Here is a 26528-nt window from a genome sequence, read left to right on the forward strand (position 1 = left end):
ACCGAACCGTTCGCGGGCCGGCCGATCGCAGACGTTGTGCAGGACGACGCTGTTAAGAGCGTGTAGTGAATACGTTGACCGAATGAGTGACGCAGCGCTCGATGTCGTGGAGTTTCTGCTCACGACGAGCGTGTATTCGGACGACCGGACGCTAGACGAGAACGATCTCCCGCCGGCGTTTCGCCGGGTCTACTGGACCGGCGGCGTCGACGAGGACGGGGACGACGGGGGCTCGAGCCGCAAACCCGCGGGCATCGATCGCCCGCTCTCGGTCACCACCACGACTGCCCGCGAGGCGACCGACGTCGACCGGCCGTGGGAAGCCGTCTCCGACCTGATGTTCACCGAGCGCGACGAGTTCTCGGGGACGATCACCCTCGCCCAACGGGACATGGCCGAGGAGTGGTTCGCCGAACGCGTCGACGCGGAGCGCCTGCTGGAGAACCCGACGCTGGCGAAACACTTCGAGCGCCACGACGACTACGACGTCGACGTCTCCCACGAGGAAGCGCGGGAGCGAAACCGACCGATCCAGGCCGACCGAGTCTGGATCGACGGCCTGCTGAACGAGTACTTCGACGAGGAGGAAGACGAGGAGATGTTGGACCTCGTGGAGGTGCGCGCGCCCGAGGAGGTCGACATGTCGCTGGACGACCTCGTGCTGACCGACGACCAGCAGAACGAACTCGACAAGATCTCGAAGGCCATCGAACACCGCGACTACCTCGCGGATATCGGCCTGCGCGAGATCGGAAAGCTGCTGTTCGTCGGACCGCCGGGGACCGGGAAGACCTCGACCGCACAGGCGCTCGCACAGGACATGGACCTGCCGTTCGTCGAGGTCAAGCTCTCGATGATCACCTCGCAGTACTTAGGCGAGACGGCGAAAAACGTCGACAAGACGTTCGAGGTCGCCAAGCGACTCTCGCCGTGTATCCTCTTTATCGACGAGTTCGACTTCGTCGCCAAGACCCGCCGTAGCGACGAACACGCCGCGCTGAAGCGAGCGGTCAACACCCTCCTCAAGAGCATCGACAACATCTCGCTCATCGAGGACGACGTCTTGCTCATCGGGGCGACCAACCACCCCGACCAGCTCGACGACGCCGCCTGGCGGCGCTTCGACGAGATCATCAACTTCCCCAAACCCGACCAGGGCATGCGGGCGGACATCCTCGGACTCATCACCCGGACGATGGACATCGACGAGTTCGACCCCCAGCTCATCGCCGACGTCACCGAGGGGCTGACCGGCAGCGACCTCCGGATGGTCCTCCGGGAGGCGGTCCTCGAGGCCCTCACCGAGGACCGGACGACGCTGACCCAGCAGGACCTCCTGAACGCCGTCGAGGAGTTCGAGGAACGAGACACGTTAAAGAACATGGACATGATGGGGGGCGACCACGACGCGCTGGTCGCCGGCGGCGACCTCGACAAGGCCAGCGACGGTGGTGAGCCGAGCGACGCGAGGCGATCCTCGTCGGACCGCGGGTCCGACGGTGGGCATTCTCACGACCACGATCACGATCACGATCACGACCACTGAGCGCTGCGCCGCTCGTTCGAGCCGTACCGATCCGTTTTCTCGGTGAGTTCGATGCTCCCTCGAGCGCTGGCTCCGAGTCGACGGCGCGACCCGGACTCGCATCGCGAACGCGGGGACGAGGACGACCCGGGACGGCGGAGCGCCCGTTCCGCGGGGAATACCCTTTATGCGACGGCTGTCAAGACACCCCTATGAGCGATAGCGAGCCACAGGGCGACGCCGCGGCGACGTTCGCGGCCCGGGCACAGGCCGACCACGGCGAGGCGATCCGCGACCTCGTCGTCTTCGGCGACGCCCCCCGGGGTGACGACCGCGGCGTCCACGCGTCGGTCGAGGTACTGCTGGTCCTCGAGGAGCCGGATCCGGAACGCGAGCGGCGACTCGAGGCGCTGGCCGAGCGGACCGGGGCCGAACACGGCGTCGTCTTCGAGGTACACGTCCTGCCGGTCGACCGGGTCGAGGCGAATTCGGACCACCCGTTCATCCGGACGGCGCTCGAGAAAGGGCGATCGTATGTGTAGGCGACGAGCCGGGAGTCGCGACCCCTTCGAGCCGACCCGCCGCAGCGCCGCTGGAGGGACGAACTGACGATGCGGGTGACGCTTCTCGGGACCGGGGACACGACCGGGACGCCCACCGTCGGCTGCGACTGCGACACCTGCGACGCCGCTCGAGAGCGCGGCGTCGAGCGCACGCGCTTTTCGGTCCACGTCGAGAACGAGCGCGTCGACGAGTCGCTGCTGATCGACTTCAGCCCCGACTTCCGGTACCAGTTCCTCCGCGACGAGGTCCCCCTGCCCGACGCCGCCGTCATCACCCACATTCACTTCGACCACCTCGACGGGCTGGGCAACGTCTTCCGCGTGCTGGACTCCCTCGAGATCTACGCGGCCGACGAGACCGATCCCGAGACGGGCAAGAGCGTCGCCGAGACGGTCGACGACGACTACCACTACCTCGATCCGCTCACGGTCGTCCCGACGACGCCCCTCGAGACGGTCCGGGTCTGCGGGCTCGACGTGACGCTGGTGCCGGTCGACCACCCGCCGCTGGTCTGTTACGGCCTCTCCGTCGAGGACCCCGTGACGGGCGCGAAGCTGTCGATCACGGGCGATACGAGCTACAACGTCCCCGAAGCGTCGCGGGCGGTGCTTGCCGACGCCGACCTCCTGCTGGCCGACGGTATCGTCCCGGCGAGCCTGGCCGACTACCACCCGCTCGGCGGCCGTCACGAAGGCCCCGACGGCGTCGCTCGAACGTTCGGGACGAAACACATGACTCGCGAGGGCGCGCTCGCGCTGGCCGAGGAACTGAACGCCGACCGGACGCGGCTGGTCCACCTCGCGCACTTCTACCCCGCGGACGAGGCGTTCGCGGAGCCGCTGGCGGTCGACGGCGAGGTCTACGAGCTGTAGTGTAGGTCGACCGGCTCAGCGACCGCGACGGCAAGCGCTCGAGGCTCGAGCGACGGCCCCTCTCCCCGGTTACCCGAACCGATCGAGTCCGGCCTGTCGCCGCCGCTTGCCGTCCGGATCGGCTTCCCAGGCGGTCCGGCGGTCGCGTTCGGCCTCGAGGTCGACCGCCATCTCGGCCGCCGACCCCGGTTCGTGGCCCGGACAGTCCGGGCCGCACTCCGAGTTGGCGTCGACGACTCGGTCCTTCCACTCGCAGTACGGCACCGTCGCTCCGCTCGCGCCGTCGGGACGACAGGCCTCGCAGTCGGGAAACTGGTAGGTCCGCCAGCCCTTGCCGTAGGCCCGTTCGGCGAGGCGGCGGCGCGCCCGCGCCTTCGCGTCGGGTGAGACGACCTCGATCTCCGTCCGTCCCGCGTGGGAGGTGAGCGGCTCGATCCCGGGTTCGTCGGGGGCGAGCGGCGCGGGCTCGCGGATCACCTCGATCTCGAGGCCGTCGCCCGCGGCGGCCTCGTCGCGGTGGACCCGCCAGACGCCGACCGCGTCGGGGAGCCGGTGCAGGTGCGCGCGCGTGACGTAGCTCTCGGTCGCGAGGATCGCCTCGTCGACCAGCGCGAGGCCCACGTCGGTCCGCAGTTGGGCCTCGAGGTCGCCGGGCCGCCCCAGGTCGGGCTTGTTCTCGATCCCGACGATGCGGTCGTACCAGTCGGGGTAGCGGGCGACCTGCCGGACGTACTCGCGGTTGCTAGCCGCGCTTGCCTCGCGGTCGCGTTCGAAGAAGCCGATCTCGAGGGCCCGCTCGGTGGCGCTGCGGGCGCGCTCGGGGTGGCAGTCGAAGGCCGCTTTCCAGTAGCGGGCCCGCCCGGTGCCGACCGCCGACTCGATGGCGGCGTCGGGGATCGTCTCGCCGGTGAGTTCGATCCGATCGTCGAACTCGGGACCCGGCTCGACGCGGACCACGTCGAGGATCCGGCCGCCGGGATCGGCCACGCTGCCCCCGAGCTGGCGGGCGACGATCCCATCGGCGCGCTGCTCGAGATGGGCACACAACTCGAGTTCGAACGCGAACTCGGACACGATACCTGGGAGGGGCGGACGGGAGATAAGTCGTCGGGATCGCCGGCGCGGAACCGCCCGCCCGGCAGACATTCACACGGTCCCGCCGACCTCGAAATCGACGGGATAGCTCGCAACCTTTATCAGTCGCACAGCGGAATCACTACCTAAGATTACTCATCGTCTTATGGTAGGAAATCGACAACCGGAGGTGAACATCGGGCTCGTCGGTCACGTCGACCACGGCAAGACGACGCTGGTGCAAGCGCTCAGCGGCTCGTGGACGGACCAACACAGCGAGGAGATGAAACGCGGGATCTCCATCAGGCTCGGCTACGCCGACGCCACGTTCCGCCACTGTGACGGCCTCGATGAACCCGAGTGTTACACCGTCGAACCGGAGTGTCCGGACGGCTCGGAAAGCGAGCCGCTGCGGACCGTCTCGTTCGTCGACGCCCCGGGACACGAGACCCTGATGGCGACGATGCTGTCGGGCGCGTCCCTGATGGACGGCGCGGTGCTGGTCGTCAGCGCCAACGAACCCGTCCCCCAGCCCCAGACGGAGGAACACCTGATGGCGCTGGACATCATCGGGATCGACAACATCGTCATCGCCCAGAACAAGGTCGACCTCGTCGACGCCGACACCGCCCGCGACAACTACGAGGAGATCAAAGAGTTCGTCGAAGGCACCGTCGCCGAGGACGCACCCATCGTCCCCGTCTCCGCGGGTCAGGAGGTCAACCTCGACCTGCTGATTCAGGCGATCGAGGAGGAGATCCCTACACCCGATCGGGATCCCGACGCCGATCCCCGGATGCACGTCGCCCGCAGCTTCGATATCAACAAACCCGGCACGTCGGCGAAAGACCTCGCCGGCGGCGTCCTCGGGGGCAGCCTCGTCGCGGGCGAACTCGAGGTCGGCGACGAGATCGAGATCCGGCCCGGCCGCGAGGTCGAGGAAGGCGGGCAGACGGAGTACGTTCCGATCGAGACGACGATCCGGTCGCTACAGGCCGGCGGCGAGACCGTCGACACCGTCACGCCGGGCGGTCTGCTCGGCGTCGGGACCGGACTCGACCCCTCGCTCACCAAAGGTGACGCGCTGGCCGGCCGGATGGCCGGCCCGCTGGGGACGCTGCCGCCGACCTGGAACGAGTTCACGATGGAAGTCGACCTGCTCGAGCGGGTCGTCGGCGCGGATCAGGGCGAGACGGTCGACGAAATCAGCACCGGCGAACCGCTGATGATGACCGTCGGCACGGCCACGACCGTCGGAGCCGTCACCAGTGCCCGCGAAGGCGAGTGCGAGGTCAACCTCAAGCGCCCCGTCGCCGCTGAGCCGGGAACGAAGATCGCGATCAATCGCCGCATCGGCGCGCGCTGGCGGCTGATCGGCCTCGGCACGCTGACGGACTGAGATGGGACAGTCGACGCGGGTCGCTCTCGACACGAGCGCGCTCATGATGCCGGTCGAACTCGACGTGCGGCTGTTCGACGAACTCGAGCGGCTCGTGGACGACTACGAGCCGACGATTCCACAGGCCGTCCTCGAGGAACTCCGGCGGCTCTCGGAGACGGGCGGACAGGAGGGGACGGCCGCGACCGTCGGCCACGACCTGGCGACCGAGCGCTGTCTCGTCGTCGACACCGAGGCATCGTACGCCGACGACGCACTGGTCGAACTCGCCCGCGAGGGGAACGTCGAGTACGTCGTCACGAACGACCGCCCGCTGCGCGACCGGGTCCTCGAAGCGGGGAGACCGGTAATTGCATTACGCGGGAGAAACAAGTTAGCGATCACTCAACCATAGATGTACAAACGGGTTAGATTGAAGGACACGGTAGAAGTACCGCCGAAAGAGCTCGGCGACGTTTCGCCGGATCGAGTCAAACGACTGCTCCAGGACAAACTCGAGGGGCGCATGGACGAGGAGGTGGGCAGCGTCGTCTCCGTCACGGAGGTTCACGACATCGGCGAGGGGACGGTCCTGCCCAACCGGCCGGGAGTCTACTACGAGGCGGAGTTCGACGCGGTGACGTTCGATCCGCAGATGCAGGAAGTCGTCGACGGCACCGTCGTCGAAGTCGTCGAGTTCGGTGCCTTCGTCGGTATCGGCCCCGTCGACGGCCTGCTCCACGTCTCACAGATTAGCGACGAATACCTCGCGTTCGACGGCGAGAACCAGCGGCTCTCCTCGAACGAGTCCGACCGCGCGCTCGGCGTCGACGACGCCGTCCGCGCCCGCATCGTCACCAAGAGCATCGACGAGCGCAACCCGCGGGACTCGAAGATCGGGCTCACCGCGAAACAGCCCGGCCTCGGCAAACACGGCTGGCTCGAAGAGGAACGGGAGAAACGCGAAGCCACGGCGGGTGAGTAACCATGGCATCCGATCGGCTCGTCTGTCGCGAGTGTCACCGGGTCAACGAACCCGACAACGAGACGTGTGACGCCTGCAACTCCTCGTCGCTGACCGAAGACTGGGCGGGCTACGTCATCATCGCCCACCCCGAGGAAAGCGAGATCGCGACGGAGATGCAGATCACCGAGCCGGGCGCGTACGCCCTGAAGGTTCGCTGACGCGTGACTCCCGACGACAACGACGACGCGTTCGCCGACGACGAGCAGCTACTCGTGCTGCCCGACGCGTTGCGCCACGAACTCAAGGAGCCGATGGGACCGATCGAGACCGACACGGACCGGCTCCTCGAGGCGGTCGACGGCCCCCTGATCGCCGTCGGCGACGTCGTCACCTATCACCTCCTGCAGGCGGACCGCCGACCCGACGTCGCGCTCGTCGACGGCCGGACCAAACGCAGCGAAGTGGACGAAGAGATCCGCGAAGCGGTCACCGAGGGCGCGAGTATCGAGGTTCGAAACCCGCCCGCCGAACTCGGCGTGCCGGTCGTGCGGGCGCTTCGGCGCGCGCTCTCGACCGACGACCCGACCACGATCTTGGTCGACGGCGAGGAGGATCTCGTCGCCCTGCCGGCGATCGTCGCCGCGCCCGAGGGCGCGAGCGTCGTTTACGGCCAGCCCGACGAGGGAATGGTCCACGTGAAAGTCACCGACGACCACCGCGCGGAGATGCGCGAGTTGCTCGAGCGTTTCGAGGGCGACACCGAGCGGTTCTGGGACCTGCTCGAGGGTTGAATTATAGCGCCACTGACAGTCATTGCACATCAGATCGCACGACAGCGTCGTGATCAGTGCGTGAATCGTTTCAGTGGCCACTATAGCCGTCGTCTCGTTTTCCGAGCGCCCGTTCGAAGACCCGCTGGGCCCGCTCGTAGGCGTCCGTTCTGTCGACGATCGGGGCCGGGTAGTCGGGCGCGAGTTCGGACCGGCGATCGGCCGGCAGCGTCGGCCACTCGACGATCGCTCCGGCGGGCACGTCGGCCAGTTCGGGGACGTACTCGCGGACGAACGCCCCGGTGTCGTCGTACTTGGCGGCCTGCGCGACCGGGTCGAAGATCCGGACGTCGACCGAATCCGTCCCCGTCGAGGCGATCCACTGCCAGTTCCCTGAGTTGACCGCCGGGTCGTGATCGACCAACCGGTCTCGGAAGTGGGCCGCGCCGCGTCGCCAGTCGAGCAGGAGGTGTTTCGTCAGAAAGCTCGCGACCACCTGTCGCGGTCGGTTGTGGATATACCCCTCCCGCTCTAACTGTCGCATCCCGGCGTCGACGAGGGGATACCCCGTCTCGCCGCGTTTCCAGGCGCGGAAGGCGGCCTCGTCCGTTCGCCACGCAATCTCGTTCGGGAACTGCTTGTAGTCCTCCGTCGCCAACTCCGGCGCGTGGGCGAGCAGGAGGTAGTACAGTTCGCGCCACGAGAGCTCGAACGCGTACTTGTCGACGCTGCGTCGCTCGTCGCCGTCGACGGCGTCGCGAACGTCGGTCACGGTCTTCCAGACCTCGCGGATCCCGATCGCGCCGGCGGCCAGATACGGCGAGAGCCGCGAGACGGCCTCGAGCGGGCGCTCGACCGCGGCCGCGAGATCGTCCCGGGTGTCGGCGTAGCTTCGCAGTCCGGCGTCGCGGAACGACGCGAGGCGCTCGCGGGCGGCCTCGGTCCCCGCCGCGGGGAGGTCGATATCGCTGTCGGCGATCGGGACCGGCTCGTCGGCGGTGACGTCGGCGAGCGCGTCCGGGTCGGGCTCGGGTACCGTGGCCGGCTTCGGCCGCTCCCGCCAGTCCGCGTGAAACTGGCTGTGGGTCGGGTACGAAGGTGCGAGCGTCCGCGGATCGACCAGGACGGCGTCTACGTGGGTCTCGAGGGGGACCGCGAGCGCGGCGTCGACGGCGGTCGTGCGGTCCCGTCGGACGGGCTCGTAGCACTCCGTCGTGACGACGCGGTCGACGTCGTATTCGCTGCAGAGTTCGGCGAGGACGTCGGGGGCCGGTCCCGACCGCACGAGGAGGTCGCTCTCGAGGTCGCGGTACCGCTCCCGGAGCGTCCGGACGGTCCGATCGACGAACGCGCGTTTTCGCGTCCCGAGGCCGTCGGTGACTGCGGGGTCGAACACGTAGACGGGAAGGACGGGCCCCTCCGCGGCGGCGACCGCGGCGGCCAGTCCCCGATCGTCGGCCGTGCGCCGATCCCGCCGATGCCAGTACAGGAGCATAGTAGCGCTAAGCGACTCGAGGGTGTAATGTCCTCGGCCGTACTGGCCGTCATTCGTGTTCGTCTCCTCGTTCCTGGTGAGCGCTCGTCCTCCCGTGCGTGTTCGCGCTGTGGGTGCGCTATGCCGACGTGATCCGCATCGTGAAGGGGCCGGAACCGACGGTGGCCGGTACCGGCGACGACTCTGGCGCCACCCTCCGTATCGCGTTCGGGTCGAACTGGTTCCTGGTCGCCGCCGTGGTCGCGCTGTACGCCGGCTGGGGGTACTTCGCCGTCGCGTACCGTCGGCTGCTCGCCGCCGAGTTCCCCGCGTTCGACCGGTCGGCGGATCGGCTCGGCTACGGGATCGGCCTCTTCGGCCTCAGTATCGGTCCCGTCGCCGTCAGCCGACAGCTCACGACGGCCGATATCAGCGGGCAGCTCTTCGTCGCCTATCTCGGCGTCGTCGGTTTTCTGCTCACTTCGAGCGCCGCGGCGGTCGGGAGCGAACGCGACGCCCGGTAACGCCGCGAGCGGCGCTACTCGACGACCGTGTGTTCGAGCGTCCCGATCCCTTCGACCTCGAGTGCGACGGTGTCGCCGTCCTCGAGCCACTGTCCTAGCTCGAGGCCACAGCCCTCGCCGACGGTGCCGCTGCCGATGACGTCGCCGGGATGGAGCGTCTCGGACTGGGAGACGTGTTCGATGATCTCGGCGAAGGAGTGATACATTTCGTCGACGGTACCCTCAGACCAGACCTCGCCGTCGATCCGGGCGGTCATCGGCGCCGAGAGGACGTCGACGTCCTCGCGCGGGACGAAATAGGGGCCCAGCCCGTTCGCGAAGTCCTTCCCCTTCGCGGGGCCGAGTCGGCCTTTCATCTCCTCGCCCTGGATGTCGCGGGCGCTGAAGTCGTTGAAGACGGTGTAGCCGGCGATGTACGCCTCGGCCTCGTCGGCGGGGATGTCGCGGCCGCGCGTGCCGATCACCGCCGCGATCTCGAGTTCGTAGTCCATAATCCGTGAGTAGTCGGGCCACCGGATCGTCTCGCCGGGCGCGACGACGCTGTCGGCGTTGCCCTTGTAGTAGACCGGTAGCTCGTACCAGACGTCGGCGATCTCGCCGTCCATGCTGTTCTGGACGTGTTCCTCGATGGCCATGCAATCGCGCAGCGAGTTGGGACGCGGCAGCGGCGCGAGCAGCCGGTACTCGCCGGGTTCGTACCGAAGTTTCGCGCCGCCGGGCCCGCGCTCCGCGTCGGTCTCGGCCGCGTACTCGAGGGCCTCGCGGGCGTCCGCGATCGCCCGGTCGCCGCGCTCTAAGAAGGCGATCATCTCCGGCGGGACGTGCGCGCGGGCCAGATCCGCGGGTGCCGGTTCGCCCTCGGCTGCGAGGGCCGCGCCGTAGGCCGCCGTCAGATCGACGAGGGTCGCGTCGCCGGCCGCGGCGTCGCCGGACTCGTCGACGGCACCGATGCGTTCGACCGGACCGACCGGCGTGTCGACTTCGAAGGTCGCGAGTTTCATGCGCTCTCACCTCCCGTCTCGTCCCCAATAAGGGCGACCGGTCGCACCCAGCCCGCGCTCCCGCCCTCGATCTCGATGGGGAACGCGACGATCGGGACGTCGGTCTTTCGCGGCAACGCGTCGAGGTTGGCCATCTTTTCGATCTGGCAGTACTCGACCTCCCGCCCCGCGAAGTGGGCCGGCCACAGTTCCGACTCCTCGCCCGATTCGACGTAGCGCTCGCCCATCGCCGCGAAGGGCTTGTCGAAACCGTAGGCGTCGGTGCCGATCACCTTCACGCCCTGTTCGACGAGGAACCGCGTTCCCTCGGCGCTCATTCCCGGAAACTCGGTCAGGTACTCCGGCTGCCCCCACAGCTCGTCGGCCCCGGTCTGGAGCAGGACGATCTCGCCGGGCGAGAGATCGTGACCGAGGTCGTCGAGGGCGGCCTCCAGGTCCCCGACCCCGATCTCCTCGCCGGGATCCATCGATCGGAAATCGAGGACGACCGCGTTCCCACGGCACCACTCGAGGGGGATCTCGTCGATCGTCTTCGCGGGCTCGCCGTCGACCTCGGGGCCGTAATGCCACGGCGCGTCGAGGTGGGTGCCGGCGTGGGGGATGACCGCGAGGTCCTCCCACGCCAGTCCCATCCCCTCGGGGAAGTCCGCTGGATCGACGTCGTAGCCCTGTTCCTGCAGGGTCTCGGCGAGGCGTTTCGCCCCCGCTTCGTGGTCGAAGGCGTCGATCTCCGGTGGGGTTGGTTCGCTCGCGATGCCGTCCTCGAGGCCGATGCTCAGATCGACGAGCGTGGTCTCGTCGGCTGTCACCAAATCTCGCATAGTGGCCACGACTCGAGGAAACACCGTAAGGATACCTGTCAGGGTCGGTGTGGGACCGACCGCCGGGTGTGCCCCCGAGGGTGTTCGACCCGCACCCGCGGGAGAATCTCGAGAACCTATTTACCGTCCGGCGTGAACGTCCCCAGCATGTACGATTTCGTCGTCGTCGGCGTCGGCCCGCCGGGGGCGCGGTTCGCCCGCCGGGCCGCCGAGGAAGGCTACGACGTCCTCGCTCTCGAGAAGGGGGCGGTCGGCGAGCCGCTGGCCTGTTCGGGCCACGTGAGTACTGACGTCTGGGAGTTCACCGGCGAGGGGGCGCGCGAGGACCTCTTTCAGAACGAGATCTACGGCGCGCGCTTTCACGTCGGCGGACCCGGCAGCGACGCCTATCCGTTCTACAAGGACGCGGTCGCGTCGAACGTCATCGACCGCGTCGGGCTCGATCGCCACCTCGCCGAACTGGCCCGCGAGGCGGGCGCGGACGTCCGCGAGGGCCACACCGTCACCGCGGTCACGGAACACCGCGACCGGGTCGCGGTCGTCGCCAGCGGCCCCGACGGCCGCCTCGAGGTCGAGGCGAAGATGGTCGCGGGCTGTGACGGGCCGCGCTCGCGGGTGCGGGACGAACTCGGGCTCCCACAGCCCGACGAGCTGCTCCACGGCGTCCTCGCCTTCTCCGAGGAGGTGGACCACCAGGACTTCGTCGACGTTCACCTCACGCCGCCGACGTTCTTCGCGTGGCGGATCCCCCGCGGCGAGGCCGGCGTCGAGTACGGGCTGGCGGCCCCGCCGGGCGTTCAGGTCACCAAGCACTTCGAGGAGCTGATCGACGGCTACGAGGTCGACGTCTCGCACCGCTGTTCGGGCGCGATCCCGGTCGGGCCGCCCGACCGCGTGACGTCCCGGCGGGCCTTCCTCGTCGGAGACGCGGCCGCCCAGACCAAGCCCTTCACCGGCGGCGGCATCCTCTACGGCATGACCAGCGCCGACCACGCTGCCCGCGAGATCGACCCCGATCGGCCGACGACGCTGGCGGCCTACGAGCGCGCCTGGCGCGACGACTTGGCGCGCGAGCAGACGCTCGGCCGCTGGATCCGGCGCGCCTACTCGCTGCCCGAACCCGTCCAGCGGCTGGGGCTGGGCGCGCTGTCGGGCGAGATCGGCGTCCACATGGACCGGCCGACCTCGCTGGTCTCGCTCGATCACCTCAGGGCCGTCCTCTCAGGGTCGTGACTACCGATCCTCTATCGTAGCCGCTGAAAGTCATTGCACACCTGATCGCACGACAGCGTTGCGATCAGTGTGTAAATCGTTTCAGCGGCTACGATAGGACCGCCATGGCGACCGTTCCCAGGCCGATGCTACTGATGACGAATCCGACGACGGGACCGAGGACCGGAACCGAACCGACCGCCACGGAAACGACGATCGCGCACCCCAGCGCGAGGAGCCGGTTGTCGCTGACGAGTCGACCGACGGCGAGGTAGCCGTACTCGCCGGCCACCAGCGCCACGAGGGCAAACACCAGGAGCAGCGGAATCGCGAGGACGAGTCCGATCACCGTGATCGCCAACAGAACCGACGCGCCGATCACGGCCACCAGGCTGGCGATACCGTAGGCGAACGCGATCCCGGGCGACTCGAGCGCGCGATCGGTTTGCCGCCGCGTGCTGTCGGGTGCGACCGCGACCAGCAGGCCGCCGACGACGAGCGTGACGAGTCCGGCGCCGATCGCCTGGACGTACCACGGCGTGGCGGCCGCGGTCTCGGTACCGGTTTCGACCCCGTTCGGCGCTCGCCGGGCGAGCGCCGCGGCGGGAACGCCCGTCAGGCCCAGCACGGTCGCGAAGGCACCGCTCCGAAACGAACGGCGGGAGGGCAGGCACATGCGTGGACCTGTCAAAGAGATCCGATAATACTTCCGATCCGTCACGTTTCGCGACCCCCGCCTCGAGTGCTGGAGTCGACAGACCGAAGGTCGCAGTGACGAAACGGGCGGTCGATGACGGGCCAGCAGTGGCGGGCGACCGCGCTCGCGTTCGTCGCCGGGGCGCTCGAGCGGGCCGGCATCATCGACGGGGAGCGGCTTCGCCCGACGATGGAACTGGCCTGGCCCCGGATCGTCACCGGCTTCGCGATCATGTCCAAGCAGACGGTCGACCTCGCGATGGTCGGGGCGGCCGTCGGGACGGCCGGCACGGCGGGGATGGCGTTCGCGCTCGGGTACTGGCAGATCGTCACGCTGTTGGGACTCGGTGTGGCGGGCGGGACCGTCACGCTCGTCTCGCAGAACTACGGCGGCGAAGCGACCGAGCGCGCGTCGGTGGCGGTCAACCAGAGTATCGTCCTCGCGACCGCGCTGGCGGTGCCGATCGCGCTCCTGTTCGTCGCCGTCCCCGGTCCCCTAATCGCCCTGCTCGGTTCCGGGCCGGACGCGCTCGTCCACGGGCGGCTCTACCTCGTCTACGTCGCGCCCGCGGTGGTCTTCGAACTGCTCAACCTGATCGCCAGTCGGACCTACACCGGCGTCGGCGACACGTTCACCGAGATGGTCGCCCGCGCCGGCGGCGCGGTCCTTAACGTCGTCCTCAGCGGCCTGCTGATATTCGGCTTCGGTCTCGGTTCCGCGGGCGCGGCCATCGGGACCACCCTCGCCAGCGGGTTCGTGACGGTCGTCCTCGCGTGGGGGATGCTCGGCCGCTCCTACGGCCGGCTCGGCATGGAATCCAGCCCCGTCCCGATCACCCGGTCGGGGCCGTGGCTCGAGCCGACGCTGTTGCGACAGTTGATCGAGATCTCGCTGCCGGAGATCGGCCGCCGGCTCGCGCAGGGGGCCGTCGTCTTCCCGCTGTTGTGGATCGCCGCCTCCTTCGGCCCGGTCGTTGTGACGGCGCTCGAGGTCGGCCGGCGGGTGCGGGCCCTGCTCAACAGCGTCAACTGGGGGCTGTCCCTGGCCGCGAGTTCGCTGGTCGGCCAACACCTCGGCGCGGGCGAGGAGGCGGAGGCGGGGGCCTACGGCGCGGCGATCGTTCGGCTCTCGACGGTGATCTACGCCGTCGTCGGGGCGCTAGTCCTCGTCTTCGCCCGGCCGATCGCGGGGCTGTTCGTAAGCGACCCCGCGGCGGTCACCCAGGCTTCGGTCTTCGTCGCCGTCGGCGCGGTCAGTTCGGTCGGCTACGGGATCGACGGGGCCGCCGCTGGAGCCCTCTTGGGTGCCGGCGACACCCGCTGGCCGTTCGTCGCCTCGCTGCTGGGCCGGTACGCCTTCGCGCTCCCCGCGGCCGCGCTCGGGCTGGTCACGCCGCTCGCCGTCGGCGGGCTCTATCTCGCACTCTTCCTCGAGACGAGCGTCCCCGGCGGGATCAACTACTGGCTGTTCCGCAGCGGGCGCTGGAAGGCAGTGAGCCGGCGCTATCGGCCGTCGTCGGACCCCGGCTGAACGGTCGGCGACGACTCGCCGATCGACCGCCCCGACACCTCCCCGGCCGCGGACTCACGGACGGCTCTCGGCGGCCGCCGTTCGCCGGCCGCGTTCGATCGTCGCTTCCGCGGTGGCGTTTTCGCCCCGTTCCTCGGCGACGACGTACTGGACTTCGACGACCAGCGGGCCGTCGCTGTGGGGCCCGATCGCCTTGTAGAGCCGATCGGCGAGCCCCGGTTCCGGGCCGGGTTCGCGCCCGGAGACCGTCACGACCACCCGGTCGACCGACTGGGTCGGGTAGTCGCCGTCGAGTTCGACCGCGACCTCGTCGCTCTCGAGTTCGTCGTACTGTGGCTCCGCGAGCACCGCATTGACCTCGCTTTCGGCGGCCGACTGGAGTTCGGTCGTGTGGAAATCGAGCAGGGTAACGCCGGCGAGCGGCGCGGCGAGTATCAGGAGCCCGATCCCGAATATCGCCGCGTACGTGTACGTCGGCGTCCGGGTCGGCGACACGTCGAAGGGGCCCTGCGGGCGGTAGCCGGCGATCCACAGCGTCGCCAGCGCGGCGAGGTTGATCGACAGGAGGTTGACGACCACGAGGCCGGCGGCACCGATCGCCGCGCCGGACATCCCCCAGGCGACCGTGATACCGACCGCGGCCGACGGCGGGATCAGCGCCGCGGCGATCATCACGCCGACGATGGCCTCCGAAAAACCCCGCGTGAGACTCAGGATGCCGGCGATTCCCGCGCCCAGCGCGACCGCCAGCGAGAACAGGTTCGGCGCGACCCGCTCCTCGAGCTCGGTCGCGGCGACGATGTCGACCCCGGCGGGCTCGAGGCCGGCCAGCCGAGCCAGCATCGCGAGGGCGACCGAAGCGACGATGACCATCGTCACGCCGGCGATCTGGTAGGTGAAGCCGGTCGACTTGAGCCGGCCGTCGCCGGTCACGATGCCGACGTTGGCGGCCAGCGCGGGTCCCAAAAGCGGCGCGATGACCATCGCGCCGATCACGACCGCCGGCGAATCGGCGAGCAGCCCCGCCGTGGCGACGACCGCGCTGATCAGCAGCATGACGGTGTAGATCGCGAAGGGCGGCGTGAGTTCGTCGGCCTTCGTTCGCAACACCTGTCGTGAGGTGCGCGAACCCGTCTGGCCGCCGCGGCTGTACCGCTCGCGAAGCGTCGCGAACTCCTCGGAGACGACCGTTTCGGCGTTGATGACGACGACGCTTGCCTCGTCGCCGATCCCGGCCCGCTCGAGCCGATCGAGCAGCGGTTCGACGGCCTGGGTCGGGACCGGAAACCGGACGACGGCCGCCTTCCCCCGCCCGCTGGTCTCGTCGCTGACGACGTAGTCGAACCCCTCGTCCTCGAGGACGTCGAGAACGGCCCGCCGCTTCCCCTCGGGGACCGTGATCTCGAGATAGCGCATACGGGGGCCACACCGGAGTCGCGGATAGTCCTCCGGGCGGCAGTGGACGGGTTCGGATTCCCCAGGCATCTCCGGCGTCGATTCGGCAGGGTATGGCCTCGCGGGTGTCACCGCCCCGTGGTGGGCCGTGGCTCGGCGCCGTGATCGAGTCCGAACTGATACCCGGTCGGTAGAGTACAGTCTAACTCCGTAGAATACGTATGATGACGGGGTAATTATTTCCAACAAGCGTAATGATCCAGTATGAAGAGAAGAGAACTATTGGCGATTTCCGGAACGATGTTGCTTAGCGGGTGCGGTGTGTTCGACTCGAGGGTCCGCCTCGGCGGGGTTCGTCTCGAGAATTTCGAGACAAACTCGAGGGAGGTCGACATTCGCGTCGAGAAGGACGGCGATATCGTCTACGACGGGACAGTTTCGATCGACCCGCCCTCGGACACCGTCTCGACGCGGATTATCGATTGTACGTGGGATACTGACGCAGCGAGCGCGTACTCCGTGGCCGCGAAACTGTTCGACCGAGCGGAGTGGACCGAACTCGCACTGGACGAGGAAGGGGGTGCCTGCCAGTGGGTTTCGGTCCAGTGTGAGTATGGTGCTATTCATTTAGACTCCAAAAACTGTAATGACTATCCTGAGATCCCTTGTGATCTCCCCTCGAGTTACTCCCGATGACGGAGTCACCGACAGCAGTCTGTGTGCGCTTCGACGTACCCACACGAACCGGCGATAGCGCGACCGTCGGCGCGGACGCACTATCGACTACCCTTGGCGGTACCTCCGCGATAGCAACTTCAGCGAAATTATAGTAGCCGCTGAAACGATTTACACACTAATCGCGACGCTGTCGTTCGATTAGGTGTGCAATGACTTTCAGCGGCTACGATACCCTACTCGTCTGTCCCAACGACTCCGCAGGCGATCGCTTCGGGCTCGAGCAGGTCCGTACCGTCGACGGCGTCGGGATGGACCACGAGGATCGTGTCGTCGGGCATCTCGCTCTCGACCCGTACGCCACAGCCCAGGGCCGACTCGAGGTCGCCGACGTCGTCGATCCCGGACTCGCGGTCGATGCACAGGTCGACGTTAGTCCGCGAACAGACGACCACGAGTTCCCCCGGCTCGAGGTGTTCGCTCTCGGCGGCCGCGAGTAAGGTCTCGAGCGCGTCGAAGCGGACGGCCTCGAGCGACCGGATCGTCACGCGCTCGGTGTCGGAGCCGGGCGCTCGCTGGGACTGGATGCGGACGCGGGCGGCCAGTTCCGCGAAGTCGGTCTCGGCGTCGAGATCGGCGGTCATGGGCGGTCGTCGTCGTCGGCCGGCCTTGAGAACTCGGCCGGCCAGTTCCGGCTCTCGAGAGCCGCCGCGAGGCGATTCGACCGCGACGGAAACGGCGGTATCAGCCAGCGCGACAGTCAGGCTCGTCGCGACAGCGGTTTTTACCCACCGGCGGTGTACGACGCCCGATGTCGACGATAGCCGATCTCCGGCTGCCGGCCGCGGAAACGGCGCTTGCCACCGCCTTCGAGCGCGCGCCGGCGGCCACGTTCGAACTCGAGTCCTCGGTCTCGAAGACCCGCCCCTCGCTGTGGGTGGCCGACGTGGATCGCGAGACGGCCGACGCCGCCTTCCGCGCGGACCCGTCGGTCGAGGCCGCCGAACTGCTCGTCGAGACCGACGCCAGGCTACTGTACGACGTGACCTTCGCCGACGAGTCGGGGACCGGCCGCCTCTGGGAGGACCTGCTGGTCGACGGCGGCTCCCTGCTCGAGGCCCGGGCCAGCGACGGCTGGTGGCAGGTGACGGTCCGCTACCGGGATCGCGAGACGCTCTGTGAGGCCTACGAGCGGCTGCTCGAGCGGGGAATCAACGTCGAACTCCGGCGCGTGACCGACGTGACCGATACCGGCGGCCACGCGACGCGGCTCACGCCCGAACAGCAGGAGGCCTTGGAGGCCGCGCTCGAGTACGGCTACTTCGAGATCCCTCGCGGGGTGTCGATGGAGGAACTGGCCGACGAACTGGGAATCTCGCATCAGGCGCTCTCCGAGCGGTTCCGCCGGGCCTACGAGACGCTGGTCGACGCCGAACTCCAGCCGGTCGGCGAGGGGTCGCGGTTCGACTGAGACGGTTTGCCGTCCCGACGTCCCGGTGGGACCGCAGGACGGTCGCAGTCCCGCCGGTACTGACGGACGGGAGACCGTATGACACGCCGCCGCCCTCGGGTGCGAGCACGGCACAATCGTTATTTGACTGGCTCGCGTTCGGCCCCACATGGCCGACCTGCTTTCCGACGACGAGATCGAGGCGGAACTCCCCGACGGCTGGGACCGCGAGGGGGACGAGATCGTTCGGATCTACGAGTTCGACGACTACCTCCGCGGGGTCAACTTCGCCCAGATGGTCGGCGAGATCGCCGAGGCCCAGTTCCACCACCCCGAGATCGTCATTCGCTACGCCGAACTCGAGATCCGGCTGACATCCCACGAGGAAGGCGGCATCACCGAGGACGACATCGAGATGGCGGAACTGATCGAGGCCGAACGCGGAGACTGACCGACCGTGGACGCCCGCTACGTCTTCCGCGTTCGCGTCCGCATAGAGCCCGCCCGGGCGGCCGTCTCGCTCGAGTCCGACAGCGCCGAGACGACGGTGACGCTCTATCGGGACGCACCGGAACCGGGCACCGAGGGGTGGCTGTTCTTCCGGAACACGCTCTGGCGCGGCGCGGTCGGCGACGACTACGCTCGCCGGCTCGCCGCGGAGTGGCTGGGCGTTCCCGAACGGACCGTCGAAGCCGTCGATTTCCGCGAACTCCAGACCGACGAGGAGTACCTCGACGCGCTCCGGGCCGAAATCGCGGCCGACCTCGAGCCGTTCAAGGCCGACGACGTCGACGAGGTACTCTCGAAGTATCTGGGCTCGAGCATCCGCGTGACCGAGAGCGACTGACGGTCGGTGACGGCGAGTGCGTCACGGACTGGAGTCTCGCGACGAACGACTAATGTGTATTGGTAACAAGATTCGCCCACATTTATGTACTCGCTTGTGGCCGCCTTTGGTGATGATCGCGAGCGACTACCGACCGGCGGTTCGGGAGGGACTCGGATTACGAGAGATTCGACGCGTCGTGCGTTCCGTCTGTCCCGGCGACCGGACGTGGGGAACTGCCCCCCGACGAACGCTCGACCCGGCGGGCGCTCTCGCCGCCGAGGGGCACTTCGACGTGGCAGTCGCCGGACCGACCGGGGGTGACGATGTCCGACCGTGAACCCGCCGTGTCGGTGATCGCCGACCCCGACGCGGGCGGAGCGATCGGGATCGACTGTTACGTCCGCTCGAGCGTGCCGGCCGCCGTCTCCGAACGGATCGCCGCGGTCACCGAGCGGCTCCGGACGCTCCGCGAGCGGGGCTACGTCGACGAGTTGCGAGTCGACCAGTGGCCGCCACAGCACGCGCCGGGACCGACGCGGACCCGCGACGAACTCGTCGCGGAGTTCGAACGCTGGGCGGACCGACACGGTTACTGCCTCGAGCCCGGGTTTCGCCGCCGAACGGTCCCGCGCTCGTCGTTCGGCGTCGACATCGGCTCGCACGAACGAGTCCGCGTCCCGCTGGTGGCGCTGGCGCTCTACGAGGGCGCTGACGACGCCGAGACGCTGCGGGCCGTCCTCCCGTGTACGGAACTCTCCTACACCGGCAACGAGCGGACCTACACCGTCGACGAGTGGCTCACCGCCGTCGAAACGCGGGCGTTCGACGAGCCCGTCCGCGCGTCTCGGATCGACGGTCCGGAAGCGCTGTACGGGCGGCAGTAGCCGGGGACGGCCCGGGAACCGACCGTGCCCGCCCGACGCGAGCTTACGCCACGCCGTCGTGGGTCAGCAGCGGCCGCGTTCGCCCGCCCGCGGGCGGCTCGTAGGTGACGACCCGAGCAGGTTCCCGTCGGAGTCGAGGAAGTAGAACCCCTCGAACTCGCCCCAGTCGTAGGGCCCCTGGTTCGGAAACTGGCCCTCGAGCCCGTCCAGTAACGCGTCGTATTCCGCACGGTCGACCTCGAATGCCAGGTGGGCCTTGTCGAGGGGGTGGTCGAGCCCCCGCCGGTCCCAGTTCTCGGCGCGGCCGGTCTCGGCCAGCGTGACGACCGTCTCGCCGGCCCGGAACATCGCGTGACCGCCCGCGAAGTCGTCGGGCGGCCTGACCAACTCGAGGCCGAGCGTCTCGCGATAGAACTCGTAGCAGGGCTCGAGCGCGTCGACGTCGACGTTGATGTGATCGACGGCGTCCATGCTACGACTCCCGGTCGACCCGCGACCGCGACGCGGTTCGTCGCCACGCCGGCTCGTCCCGCGGCGGCGCGAGGACGCCGGTATCGCGCTGGCCGGCGCCAGCGCCGTCCTGGCGAAACAAAGCGAGGGGTTCGAGCCGCTGGCGGTCGCCGCGGTGACCCAGAAGACGCCCGCGGCGGTCTACACCCTGCGCGAGGTCTTCGGCGAGCCCCTCTCCGAGCCCGAGCAGCTGGCCGGCCGGACGGTTGCGCCATCCGCGACGAAGACCCGGATCCTCACGGCCCAACTGCTCGAGAACGCGGGGATCCGCGACGAAGTCGATCTCCTCACGGTCGATCCCCACACGCATCACCGCGTCCAGCATCAGGTGATCGACGGGACCGTCGACGCGGCGGTCGGCGTCGTCACGAACGGGATCGAGATCGGCCGTGAATGCGACCGAACGCCCGAGTAACTGCCGATCGGCGAGTCCCTCGATATCTACGGGATGACGCTGGTCACGAGCCCCGAGTTCGCGGCCGACAGCCCCGAGCGGCTCCGGGCGACCGCCCGCGGCTGGGCCGAGGCGACCCGCGATCCCGAACGGGCGATCGCCGTCCTCGTCGACCGGAACGCCACCCTCGAGCGCAGTCGGGCGATCGAGCGGCTGAAGTTCGAGACCGCCGCCCACCGGTTGCAGTTCACGCCGTTCGTCCGCGAGCGCGGCTGGGGGGCACAGGACCCCGACCGCTGGCGGCGGCTCGGCGAGACGCTGTCCGAGACGGCCCTGCTCGAGGGCGAGATCGACCCCGACGACGCGTGGACGGGCGAGTTCCGCCCCGACGACGATCCGCCGGTGGCCGAGTACGCCGAGCGGATCCGCTCGACGGCTGACTGAGCCCGGAACGGACCCGCGATCGGGCGACAGGCATTTACTCAAGAGCGCGCTATATTACCGTCCGAATGGCCCTCGATCACGACTACGACTTCTGGCTGCTCGATCTCGACGGGACCCTCGTCGACGTCGAGTGGTCCTACACGCGGGGGGTCTTCGATCGGGTCGGCGACCGGCTCGGTCGCGAGTTTTCCGACCGACAGGCCGAAATCATCTGGAACGGCCTGACCGGCTCTCGGGACCGCCAGCTCGAGGCGTGGGGGGTCGATCCCGACGCGTTCTGGACGGCCTTTCACGAGGAGGAGAACCCGATAGAGCGGGCCGAACGGACCTACCTCCACGAGGACGCCGCCGTCGTCGGCGACCTCGAGGTTCCCGTCGGGCTGGTCACGCACTGTCAGGAGTTTCTCACCGAGCCCGTCCTGGACCACCTCGACATCCACGACTGGTTCGACGCGCGACTGTGCTGTACCGAGGAGACCGGCTGGAAGCCCGATCCGACCCCCGTCGAACGGGTGATGAACGACCTCGGCGTCGGCCACAACGGCCACCGCGGCGTCCTCGCCGGCGACGGGGCCTGTGACGTGGGCGCGGCCTGGAACGCCGGCCTCGACGCGATCCACGTCGAGCGCGTCGGCCACGAGCAGCGAGGCCGATGCGTTCTCGGGGACCACCGTGTTACGTCCTTCGACGAACTGTACTGATCGGGATCGGCACTCGCCGACCGCGAGATCGAAGGAGCTTCAGGAATCGGCTCGGATTCGATGTCACGATGAAGTACTGTCTCGACTGCGACTGGCACGCGGCCGCCACCGACGAACCCGACCAGCGCGACCGCTCGCGGGCGGCGATCGACCACCACGTCGAAACGGGCCACGCGATCGACTCGAGCGAGTCGCTCGTCCGACCGACGACGCCCGACGGATTCGGAGCGGTCCTCGCCTGCGACCTGTCGCCCTCGAGCGACTGAGACGGACCGCTATCTGTCAGTTCCAACACGATGCCGCCCGGTCCTGCGGTCGTGATCCCACCGGCATACGGTAGGCCGTATGAGGCCCCCGGACGGCCCGACCGCCACGATCCGTCGGAGTCCCGCGGGCTCCGCTCGCTGCGAACCACGCCGTCGCGTTTGGGCCCTTCTCCGCCCGAGAGCGCTCGAGCGTTCTCCGTCCGACCACGCGGATCGCCATCGACGGTGGCCGGACAGTCGCCGGCGACGATCGGTCACCGGACCGGCGTATTCACCCATTCTTACCATTATTTCGACAGGAAAGCTTATGCCGGGACCCTCGCGTTATCGAGCCATGACACGCGACACTTCGGTACGGAACAGAACTGCCGAAACCGACAGCGATACGCTTCCGAACCTCGTCACGATCGTCGGACGGGGCGTCCCCTCGAACTTCGAACTCTCGGTCGACGGCGACCTCGAGATGCTGGCCGACGACCCCGTAGCCGAGGGGACCGTCGTCTCCGGCGGCGTCGCCGAGGGTGCGATCGACGTCGGCGTCCAGCGGTTCCGGTTTTCGGGCCAGCTGGCGAACGTCCGACTCGTCGACTGGAACGGCAACGAGGCGGCCGACTCCGCGAGCGTCCCGACGGTTCACGTCGGGTACGGCTCGGCACAGCGGTAGGCGGCCGCGGCTCTCACGAGTAGGCGGTTTCCGGATCACGACGCTCCCAGCGGCGGCCTTCCCTTCTCGCCGGTCTTGCAGTCCCCGCGAGAACAGTTCGTCTCAGACTGCCGGACAGAACGACGTGAAGCCGGTCGCATGTCTGCGGCCCGTCCCCGCCGGAGACGGCCGCAAATTCGCGACCGGCTTCGTATCGACTGCTGTCCAGTAGTATCAGTCGTCGTCGGTCGCGCCGATTCCCGCCTCGCCGCTCCCGGTGGTGGGGGCGATCGACGGCGGGGCGATCGGGCCGTCGTTCCCGCCGAACTCCGGATCGAACAGTTGGAGGGCGGTGTGGATCGTACTCCAGTCGTCCTCGGCAGCGGCCTCCCGCAGGCTCTTGGTCGGCGCGGCGAGCAACTGGTTGACCAGCGAGTCGGCCATCGACTCGAGGACCTCGCGGTGTTGCTCGGACGGCTCCTCGAGATGTGAGAGAGCGGTCTCGACCTCCCGTTCTTTGATCCGCTCTGCGGCCTCGTACATCGCCGCGATGGCCTCGTCGGCGCGGGCGCGCTTGTACTGCTCGGTCAGCAGTTCGAACTCCCGATCGACGATCGCCTCGACCTCGCGGGCGGCGTCGGCGCGCTTCTCGCGCGTCTCCTCGGTGATCGACTCGAGATCGTCCAGATCGAAGACCCGGACGGACGACAGGTCGTCGGCCGCCGGGGCGACGTCCCTGGGCTGGCCGAGGTCGACGACGACCTGCTCGCTCGGCCCCTCGAGGTGGCGGGGTTCGACGACCGGCTCCTCGCTGCCGGTCGCCGTGACGACGACGTCGGCGCGCGAGGTGACGGAATCGAGCGCCTCGAGCGGCGCGGCCCGGGCGTCGGTCTCGGCCTCGAGATCGTCGACGAGGTGGTCGGCGTGGGCGACGGTCCGGTTGGCGACGACGACTTCCGCGACGTCGGCGGCCGCGAGACTTCGTGCGGCCAGTTTCCCCATCTCGCCGGCCCCGACGACCAGCGCGGTCGCGTCCTCGAGCGGGATCTCCTCGGCGACCCTGCGGGTCGCGGCCGAGCCCAGCGAGACGACGCCCTCGTTGATCGCGGTCTCGGTGCGGGCGCGTTCGCCGACGTGGATCGCCTTCGTGACGCCGGCCTCGAGCATCGAGCCGATGCCGCCGGCGTCGCGCGAATCCTCGTAGGCGGTCCGGACCTGTCCGATGATCTGGTCCTCGCCGAGGATCACCGACTCGAGGCCGGCGGCGACCCGCATGAGATGACGCAGGCTCTCGTCGTGGTCGGTCACGACGACCGCCTCGTCTGCGACGCCGGCGAAGAACTCCTCGAGGGCGGCCCGGCCGACGGCGTGGTCCGGCCCGACGACGTAGGCTTCGACCCGGTTGCACGTCGAGAGGACGTACGCTTCCTCGACGTCGGGAACGGCCAGGAGTTCCTCGACGGCGCTTTCTTGTCCGTCGGGACTGGCCGCGGCGAGCTGGTCGACGCTACCGCTTCCGTGCGTCACTCGCGCCGCAGTGACGACCCCGGTCGACATCACGTTCGATCACCCCCTGAGCGTTCCTCGCCGAGCACGTCCTCGATCACTTGGGCACAGTTGGAAGTACCCGTACGTAAAGCTGTCCAAAGGTCCGGGGAATTGACGACGTCAGTGACTATCGATCGACGGCGCTCCGCCGGCACGTCGCGGGCCTTGAGTTCCGCGCGGAGTTCGCCACAGACCCACGCCATCTCGCCGGCCCCCGAAAGCGTCTCCTCGAGTTCCTCGCGCAGGTACTTGCTCAGTACGGGCGCGGTGCCGCCGGTCGCGACGGCGACGGTCACCGGGTCCTCGCGGACGGTCGCGGGGACGACGACGCTGCCGACGTCGCGTTCTCCCGACCGGTCGGCTCGGTTGACCAACGCGCCCCGGTCGCGGGCCGCGTCGGCGACGGCCTCGTTGACCGCCGCGTCGTCGGTCGCGGCGACGACCAGGGCGGGCTCGGTCCGCTCGAGCCACGCCGGGACGTCAGCGGGGTCGGGCGCGGCCCGGACCCGTTCGGCCGCGCCGAACTCGCGATCGGCGAAGGCCGGGCTGACGACGATCACCCGCGCCTCGCGGGCGAACCGCCGGGCCTTCCGGGCCCCGACGGGACCGCCGCCGAAGATCAGCACCGTCTCGTCCGTGAAATCGTGCAAGAGCGGTATCATTGTCGGTGATATAGCTCGGACGGACTCCGTTACCGCGCTCTGGTGTTCGCGTCCGCTCGCTCTGCCATCCGTATGCCGGTCTTCTTCAAGATCCGTGTCGAGTGCAAAGTATCCCAGTCGTCGGCTGTTACGTCCCAGTACTCCTCCATCCGTTCCCGAACCTGTTCGACACGGCGCTGGCTCTCGGCCTCGCTGCGGCCGTGGGTCATCGCGAAGAAGTTGTACGGCCAGACGCCCTCGTGGCGCGGCCGCCGGTAACAGTGGGTCACGAACGGCAGTGCGGCGATTTCGGGACCGACCTCGGGAACGACCTCGTCGGGTACGTTCCAGACCGTCATGCCGTTCTCCGTGTACCCCAGCGCGTAGTGGTTCGGGACGACGCCGATCCGTCGGATCTTGCCCTCGCGTTCGAACCGTTTGACCGTCTCGAGGACCCACTCGCGGTCACGCCCGATCGCGTCGGCGACGTCGCCGTAGGGCGTTTCCGTTAGGGGCATGCCGTCCTGAATCTCGATCACGAGGTCGCGTTCGGCCGGCGAGAGCGTCGCCGCGTCGGTCGGCTCGACTTCGGGTCCAAGCTCCGAGCGATCGATGCCGGCCGCCTCGACGTCCCCGTCACCGTTCAGCGGGCCATCGACGTAGAACTTGGCTTCGACGCGGAACTCCCGGCGTTTCGGCAGGTTGTACGTCTCCTGGCCCGTCTCCGCCTCGATCTCGTCGAGGACCGCCGCGACGCGGTCCTCGTCGGCCACGCTCACGACGAACCAGACGTTGAGGTGAGGGTGTTCGCGCTCGTAGTTGTGTGCCACCTCGCGGTGGTCGTTGACCGCTTCGACGACCTCGTCGAACCGGTTCTCGGGAGCGTGCATGGCGACCAGCGTCGCCGCGCCGCCGATCTCCTGGGCGTTGACGAGCGGCCCGAACCGCGAGAGGACGTCCCGTTCGTCCAGGTCGCGGACCGTCTCGAGTAGTTCGGTGGCCGTGATGTCGACCCCGTGGCCGCGCATGGCGGCTGCCGCCGGTTCGAACGGTCGTTCCGTGACGGGGAATCCGCCCTGATAGGCGTTGACGACCGCCCGCTCGCGCTCGGTGAGGTCGACGTCCGTACTCATACGAGAACCTCGGGACTGACGGAGTATAAGGGGATTGGAACGGCTGCTCGGTTCCGTACCACTCGATGACGGTCGATGCAAGGATGAATCGTACCGAGGATTAACGGGAGTTATGTTGTCAGGTATAGAACAACGTCGCGTCGTCAGGGAGAGGTACCGTCGATAGCAATCGCGGCGGTCGCGGGGTGTCTCGGCGACTCCGTGGGGTCGAACGGCGAGTCCGAGCGGCCTCCGATCGAGGAGGTCGAACTCTCGATTTTCGACGTCCGCAAACCGGATACCGGGCTGCAGAGCGCCACGCTCCCGGTCATCCCCGAACTCGAGAATCCGACCGACGTGGATATCCCGTCGACGTCGGGCGAATTCGACGTCTCGATCGACGGGGAAACGGTGGTCACGGCGGAACCGTCTGTGAACACGCTCGAGTCGGGCGAGACGGGAAGGCGAATCTGGATCTCGTCGTCGAATACGCCGACGGCCGATCGGCCGTCGCCGACGCGCTTCGGAGCGGCCGTTTCCGGCTCGAAATGATCGGCAGGATCCGTTCGGAGGGCGCGACCGAGAGCGTCTCACTGTCGCACGAGTACGGCCGATAACGGGTGTCGT

The 26528-nt window shown here is 68.5% G+C and carries 31 protein-coding genes and 2 pseudogenes; 22 read left to right on the forward strand and 11 right to left on the reverse strand.

Features of this window, described 5'->3' with window-relative positions; genetic code table 11:
- Positions 1–82 precede the first annotated feature (82 nt).
- The 3 genes from A6E15_RS01530 to A6E15_RS01540 all read left to right on the forward strand — a co-directional run bounded on the left by A6E15_RS01530 (position 83) and on the right by A6E15_RS01540 (position 2961).
- Complete coding sequence (locus tag A6E15_RS01530) at positions 83–1546, forward strand: ATP-binding protein (RefSeq protein WP_076143088.1); 1464 nt, start codon at positions 83–85, stop codon at positions 1544–1546.
- 191 nt (positions 1547–1737) lie between these two features.
- On the forward strand, positions 1738–2067 hold the full coding sequence (locus A6E15_RS01535; RefSeq protein WP_076143089.1) for a hypothetical protein: 330 nt from the start codon (positions 1738–1740) through the stop codon (positions 2065–2067).
- Positions 2068–2136: 69 nt separating this feature from the next.
- Positions 2137–2961 carry an MBL fold metallo-hydrolase gene (locus A6E15_RS01540; RefSeq protein WP_076143090.1) on the forward strand — a complete coding sequence of 275 codons (825 nt, stop codon included), beginning with the start codon at positions 2137–2139 and terminating at the stop codon, positions 2959–2961.
- A 69-nt stretch (positions 2962–3030) separates the two neighbouring features.
- Here the strand turns inward: A6E15_RS01540 and A6E15_RS01545 are convergent, their stop codons facing one another.
- Positions 3031–4035, reverse strand: coding sequence for a DUF5787 family protein (locus tag A6E15_RS01545; RefSeq protein ID WP_076143091.1), 1005 nt, complete (start codon positions 4033–4035; stop codon positions 3031–3033).
- Between the two features lie 166 nt (positions 4036–4201).
- On the opposite strand from A6E15_RS01545, the gene A6E15_RS01550 reads away from it, so the two are divergent.
- The 5 genes from A6E15_RS01550 to A6E15_RS01570 are packed head-to-tail and all read left to right on the forward strand — an operon-like array spanning position 4202 to position 7171.
- Positions 4202–5434, forward strand: coding sequence for a translation initiation factor IF-2 subunit gamma (locus A6E15_RS01550; RefSeq protein ID WP_076143092.1), 1233 nt, complete (start codon positions 4202–4204; stop codon positions 5432–5434).
- A gap of 1 nt (position 5435) precedes the next feature.
- The gene (locus A6E15_RS01555) at positions 5436–5828 is read left to right on the forward strand and encodes a PIN domain-containing protein (RefSeq protein WP_076143093.1); all 393 of its coding nucleotides are present in this window, start codon (positions 5436–5438) and stop codon (positions 5826–5828) included.
- On the forward strand, positions 5829–6398 hold the full coding sequence (locus A6E15_RS01560; RefSeq protein ID WP_076143094.1) for a DNA-directed RNA polymerase: 570 nt from the start codon (positions 5829–5831) through the stop codon (positions 6396–6398).
- A 2-nt stretch (positions 6399–6400) separates the two neighbouring features.
- Positions 6401–6598, forward strand: a complete 198-nt coding sequence (gene spt4, locus A6E15_RS01565) for a transcription elongation factor subunit Spt4 (RefSeq protein WP_076143095.1) — start codon at positions 6401–6403, stop codon at positions 6596–6598.
- Positions 6599–6601: 3 nt separating this feature from the next.
- On the forward strand, positions 6602–7171 hold the full coding sequence (locus A6E15_RS01570) for a GTP-dependent dephospho-CoA kinase family protein (protein ID WP_076143096.1): 570 nt from the start codon (positions 6602–6604) through the stop codon (positions 7169–7171).
- Positions 7172–7241: 70 nt separating this feature from the next.
- Here A6E15_RS01570 and A6E15_RS01575 read toward each other — a convergent pair whose 3' ends face one another.
- Entirely contained in the window at positions 7242–8645 is a 1404-nt protein-coding gene (locus A6E15_RS01575; protein WP_076143097.1) for a cryptochrome/photolyase family protein, read from the reverse strand.
- Positions 8646–8785: 140 nt separating this feature from the next.
- On the opposite strand from A6E15_RS01575, the gene A6E15_RS01580 reads away from it, so the two are divergent.
- Positions 8786–9148 carry a hypothetical protein gene (locus A6E15_RS01580; RefSeq protein ID WP_076148131.1) on the forward strand — a complete coding sequence of 121 codons (363 nt, stop codon included), beginning with the start codon at positions 8786–8788 and terminating at the stop codon, positions 9146–9148.
- Between the two features lie 14 nt (positions 9149–9162).
- On the opposite strand, the gene A6E15_RS01585 is transcribed toward A6E15_RS01580, so the two are convergent.
- Both A6E15_RS01585 and A6E15_RS01590 read right to left on the reverse strand, forming a co-directional pair.
- On the reverse strand, positions 9163–10149 hold the full coding sequence (locus A6E15_RS01585) for a fumarylacetoacetate hydrolase family protein (protein ID WP_076143098.1): 987 nt from the start codon (positions 10147–10149) through the stop codon (positions 9163–9165).
- A complete protein-coding gene (locus A6E15_RS01590; protein WP_076143099.1) occupies positions 10146–10970 on the reverse strand; it encodes a cyclase family protein in 825 nt (274 codons plus the stop codon). The genes A6E15_RS01585 and A6E15_RS01590 overlap by 4 nt, the downstream gene beginning before the upstream one ends.
- A 147-nt stretch (positions 10971–11117) precedes the next feature.
- On the opposite strand from A6E15_RS01590, the gene A6E15_RS01595 reads away from it, so the two are divergent.
- Positions 11118–12203, forward strand: coding sequence for a geranylgeranyl reductase family protein (locus A6E15_RS01595; protein ID WP_076143100.1), 1086 nt, complete (start codon positions 11118–11120; stop codon positions 12201–12203).
- Positions 12204–12291: 88 nt separating this feature from the next.
- Here A6E15_RS01595 and A6E15_RS01600 read toward each other — a convergent pair whose 3' ends face one another.
- A complete protein-coding gene (locus A6E15_RS01600; protein ID WP_084177321.1) occupies positions 12292–12858 on the reverse strand; it encodes a hypothetical protein in 567 nt (188 codons plus the stop codon).
- A gap of 114 nt (positions 12859–12972) precedes the next feature.
- Between A6E15_RS01600 and A6E15_RS01605 the strand changes: the two genes are divergently transcribed.
- Positions 12973–14409, forward strand: a complete 1437-nt coding sequence (locus tag A6E15_RS01605; RefSeq protein ID WP_076143101.1) for an MATE family efflux transporter — start codon at positions 12973–12975, stop codon at positions 14407–14409.
- A gap of 54 nt (positions 14410–14463) precedes the next feature.
- Here A6E15_RS01605 and A6E15_RS01610 read toward each other — a convergent pair whose 3' ends face one another.
- Positions 14464–15825 carry a TIGR00341 family protein gene (locus A6E15_RS01610; protein WP_076143102.1) on the reverse strand — a complete coding sequence of 454 codons (1362 nt, stop codon included), beginning with the start codon at positions 15823–15825 and terminating at the stop codon, positions 14464–14466.
- A 243-nt stretch (positions 15826–16068) separates the two neighbouring features.
- Here A6E15_RS01610 and A6E15_RS01615 point away from each other — a divergent pair, with 243 nt between their 5' ends.
- Positions 16069–16500, forward strand: coding sequence for a hypothetical protein (locus tag A6E15_RS01615; protein ID WP_245800509.1), 432 nt, complete (start codon positions 16069–16071; stop codon positions 16498–16500).
- 215 nt (positions 16501–16715) lie between these two features.
- Here A6E15_RS01615 and A6E15_RS01620 read toward each other — a convergent pair whose 3' ends face one another.
- Positions 16716–17123: a hypothetical protein gene (locus tag A6E15_RS01620; protein WP_076143104.1), complete on the reverse strand. Its 408-nt coding sequence runs from the start codon at positions 17121–17123 to the stop codon at positions 16716–16718.
- A 167-nt stretch (positions 17124–17290) separates the two neighbouring features.
- On the opposite strand from A6E15_RS01620, the gene A6E15_RS01625 reads away from it, so the two are divergent.
- The 5 genes from A6E15_RS01625 to A6E15_RS01645 all read left to right on the forward strand — a co-directional run bounded on the left by A6E15_RS01625 (position 17291) and on the right by A6E15_RS01645 (position 19642).
- A complete protein-coding gene (locus A6E15_RS01625) occupies positions 17291–17950 on the forward strand; it encodes a helix-turn-helix domain-containing protein (protein ID WP_076143105.1) in 660 nt (219 codons plus the stop codon).
- Positions 17951–18098: 148 nt separating this feature from the next.
- Positions 18099–18380, forward strand: coding sequence for a 4a-hydroxytetrahydrobiopterin dehydratase (locus A6E15_RS01630; protein ID WP_076143106.1), 282 nt, complete (start codon positions 18099–18101; stop codon positions 18378–18380).
- Positions 18381–18386: 6 nt separating this feature from the next.
- Positions 18387–18776, forward strand: coding sequence for an LWR-salt protein (lwrS, locus tag A6E15_RS01635; RefSeq protein WP_076143107.1), 390 nt, complete (start codon positions 18387–18389; stop codon positions 18774–18776).
- A gap of 112 nt (positions 18777–18888) precedes the next feature.
- Positions 18889–19095, forward strand: coding sequence for a hypothetical protein (locus A6E15_RS21290; protein ID WP_076143108.1), 207 nt, complete (start codon positions 18889–18891; stop codon positions 19093–19095).
- Positions 19082–19642 (forward strand): HTH domain-containing protein, encoded by a 561-nt coding sequence (locus A6E15_RS01645; protein WP_076143109.1) that lies wholly within the window; start codon positions 19082–19084, stop codon positions 19640–19642. Before A6E15_RS21290 ends, A6E15_RS01645 begins: the two co-directional genes overlap by 14 nt.
- A 43-nt stretch (positions 19643–19685) precedes the next feature.
- Here A6E15_RS01645 and A6E15_RS01650 read toward each other — a convergent pair.
- A pseudogene (locus A6E15_RS01650) lies at positions 19686–20113 on the reverse strand (VOC family protein).
- Positions 20114–20186: 73 nt separating this feature from the next.
- Between A6E15_RS01650 and A6E15_RS01655 the strand changes: the two are divergent.
- From A6E15_RS01655 to A6E15_RS01670, 4 genes and pseudogenes are all read left to right on the forward strand, one after another.
- Positions 20187–20990 (forward strand): annotated as a pseudogene (locus A6E15_RS01655) (ABC transporter substrate-binding protein); the annotation flags it as partial.
- A gap of 65 nt (positions 20991–21055) precedes the next feature.
- The gene (locus A6E15_RS01660; protein ID WP_076143110.1) at positions 21056–21691 is read left to right on the forward strand and encodes an HAD family hydrolase; all 636 of its coding nucleotides are present in this window, start codon (positions 21056–21058) and stop codon (positions 21689–21691) included.
- 68 nt (positions 21692–21759) lie between these two features.
- Positions 21760–21957, forward strand: a complete 198-nt coding sequence (locus tag A6E15_RS01665) for a hypothetical protein (RefSeq protein WP_076143111.1) — start codon at positions 21760–21762, stop codon at positions 21955–21957.
- Positions 21958–22291: 334 nt separating this feature from the next.
- Positions 22292–22621: a hypothetical protein gene (locus tag A6E15_RS01670; protein ID WP_076143112.1), complete on the forward strand. Its 330-nt coding sequence runs from the start codon at positions 22292–22294 to the stop codon at positions 22619–22621.
- A 213-nt stretch (positions 22622–22834) separates the two neighbouring features.
- Here the strand turns inward: A6E15_RS01670 and hemA are convergent, their stop codons facing one another.
- The 3 genes from hemA to ahbB are packed head-to-tail and all read right to left on the reverse strand — an operon-like array spanning position 22835 to position 25922.
- Positions 22835–24157, reverse strand: a complete 1323-nt coding sequence (hemA, locus tag A6E15_RS01675; protein WP_076143113.1) for a glutamyl-tRNA reductase — start codon at positions 24155–24157, stop codon at positions 22835–22837.
- The gene (locus tag A6E15_RS01680; protein ID WP_076143114.1) at positions 24157–24810 is read right to left on the reverse strand and encodes a precorrin-2 dehydrogenase/sirohydrochlorin ferrochelatase family protein; all 654 of its coding nucleotides are present in this window, start codon (positions 24808–24810) and stop codon (positions 24157–24159) included. The genes hemA and A6E15_RS01680 overlap by 1 nt, the downstream gene beginning before the upstream one ends.
- A 29-nt stretch (positions 24811–24839) precedes the next feature.
- The gene (gene ahbB, locus A6E15_RS01685; protein ID WP_076143115.1) at positions 24840–25922 is read right to left on the reverse strand and encodes a siroheme decarboxylase subunit beta; all 1083 of its coding nucleotides are present in this window, start codon (positions 25920–25922) and stop codon (positions 24840–24842) included.
- Positions 25923–26123: 201 nt separating this feature from the next.
- Here ahbB and A6E15_RS01690 point away from each other — a divergent pair, with 201 nt between their 5' ends.
- A complete protein-coding gene (locus tag A6E15_RS01690; RefSeq protein ID WP_076143116.1) occupies positions 26124–26453 on the forward strand; it encodes a hypothetical protein in 330 nt (109 codons plus the stop codon).
- Positions 26454–26528: the final 75 nt, after the last annotated feature.

This window comes from Natrinema saccharevitans (assembly GCF_001953745.1).
Classification (GTDB): Archaea; Halobacteriota; Halobacteria; order Halobacteriales; family Natrialbaceae; genus Natrinema; species Natrinema saccharevitans.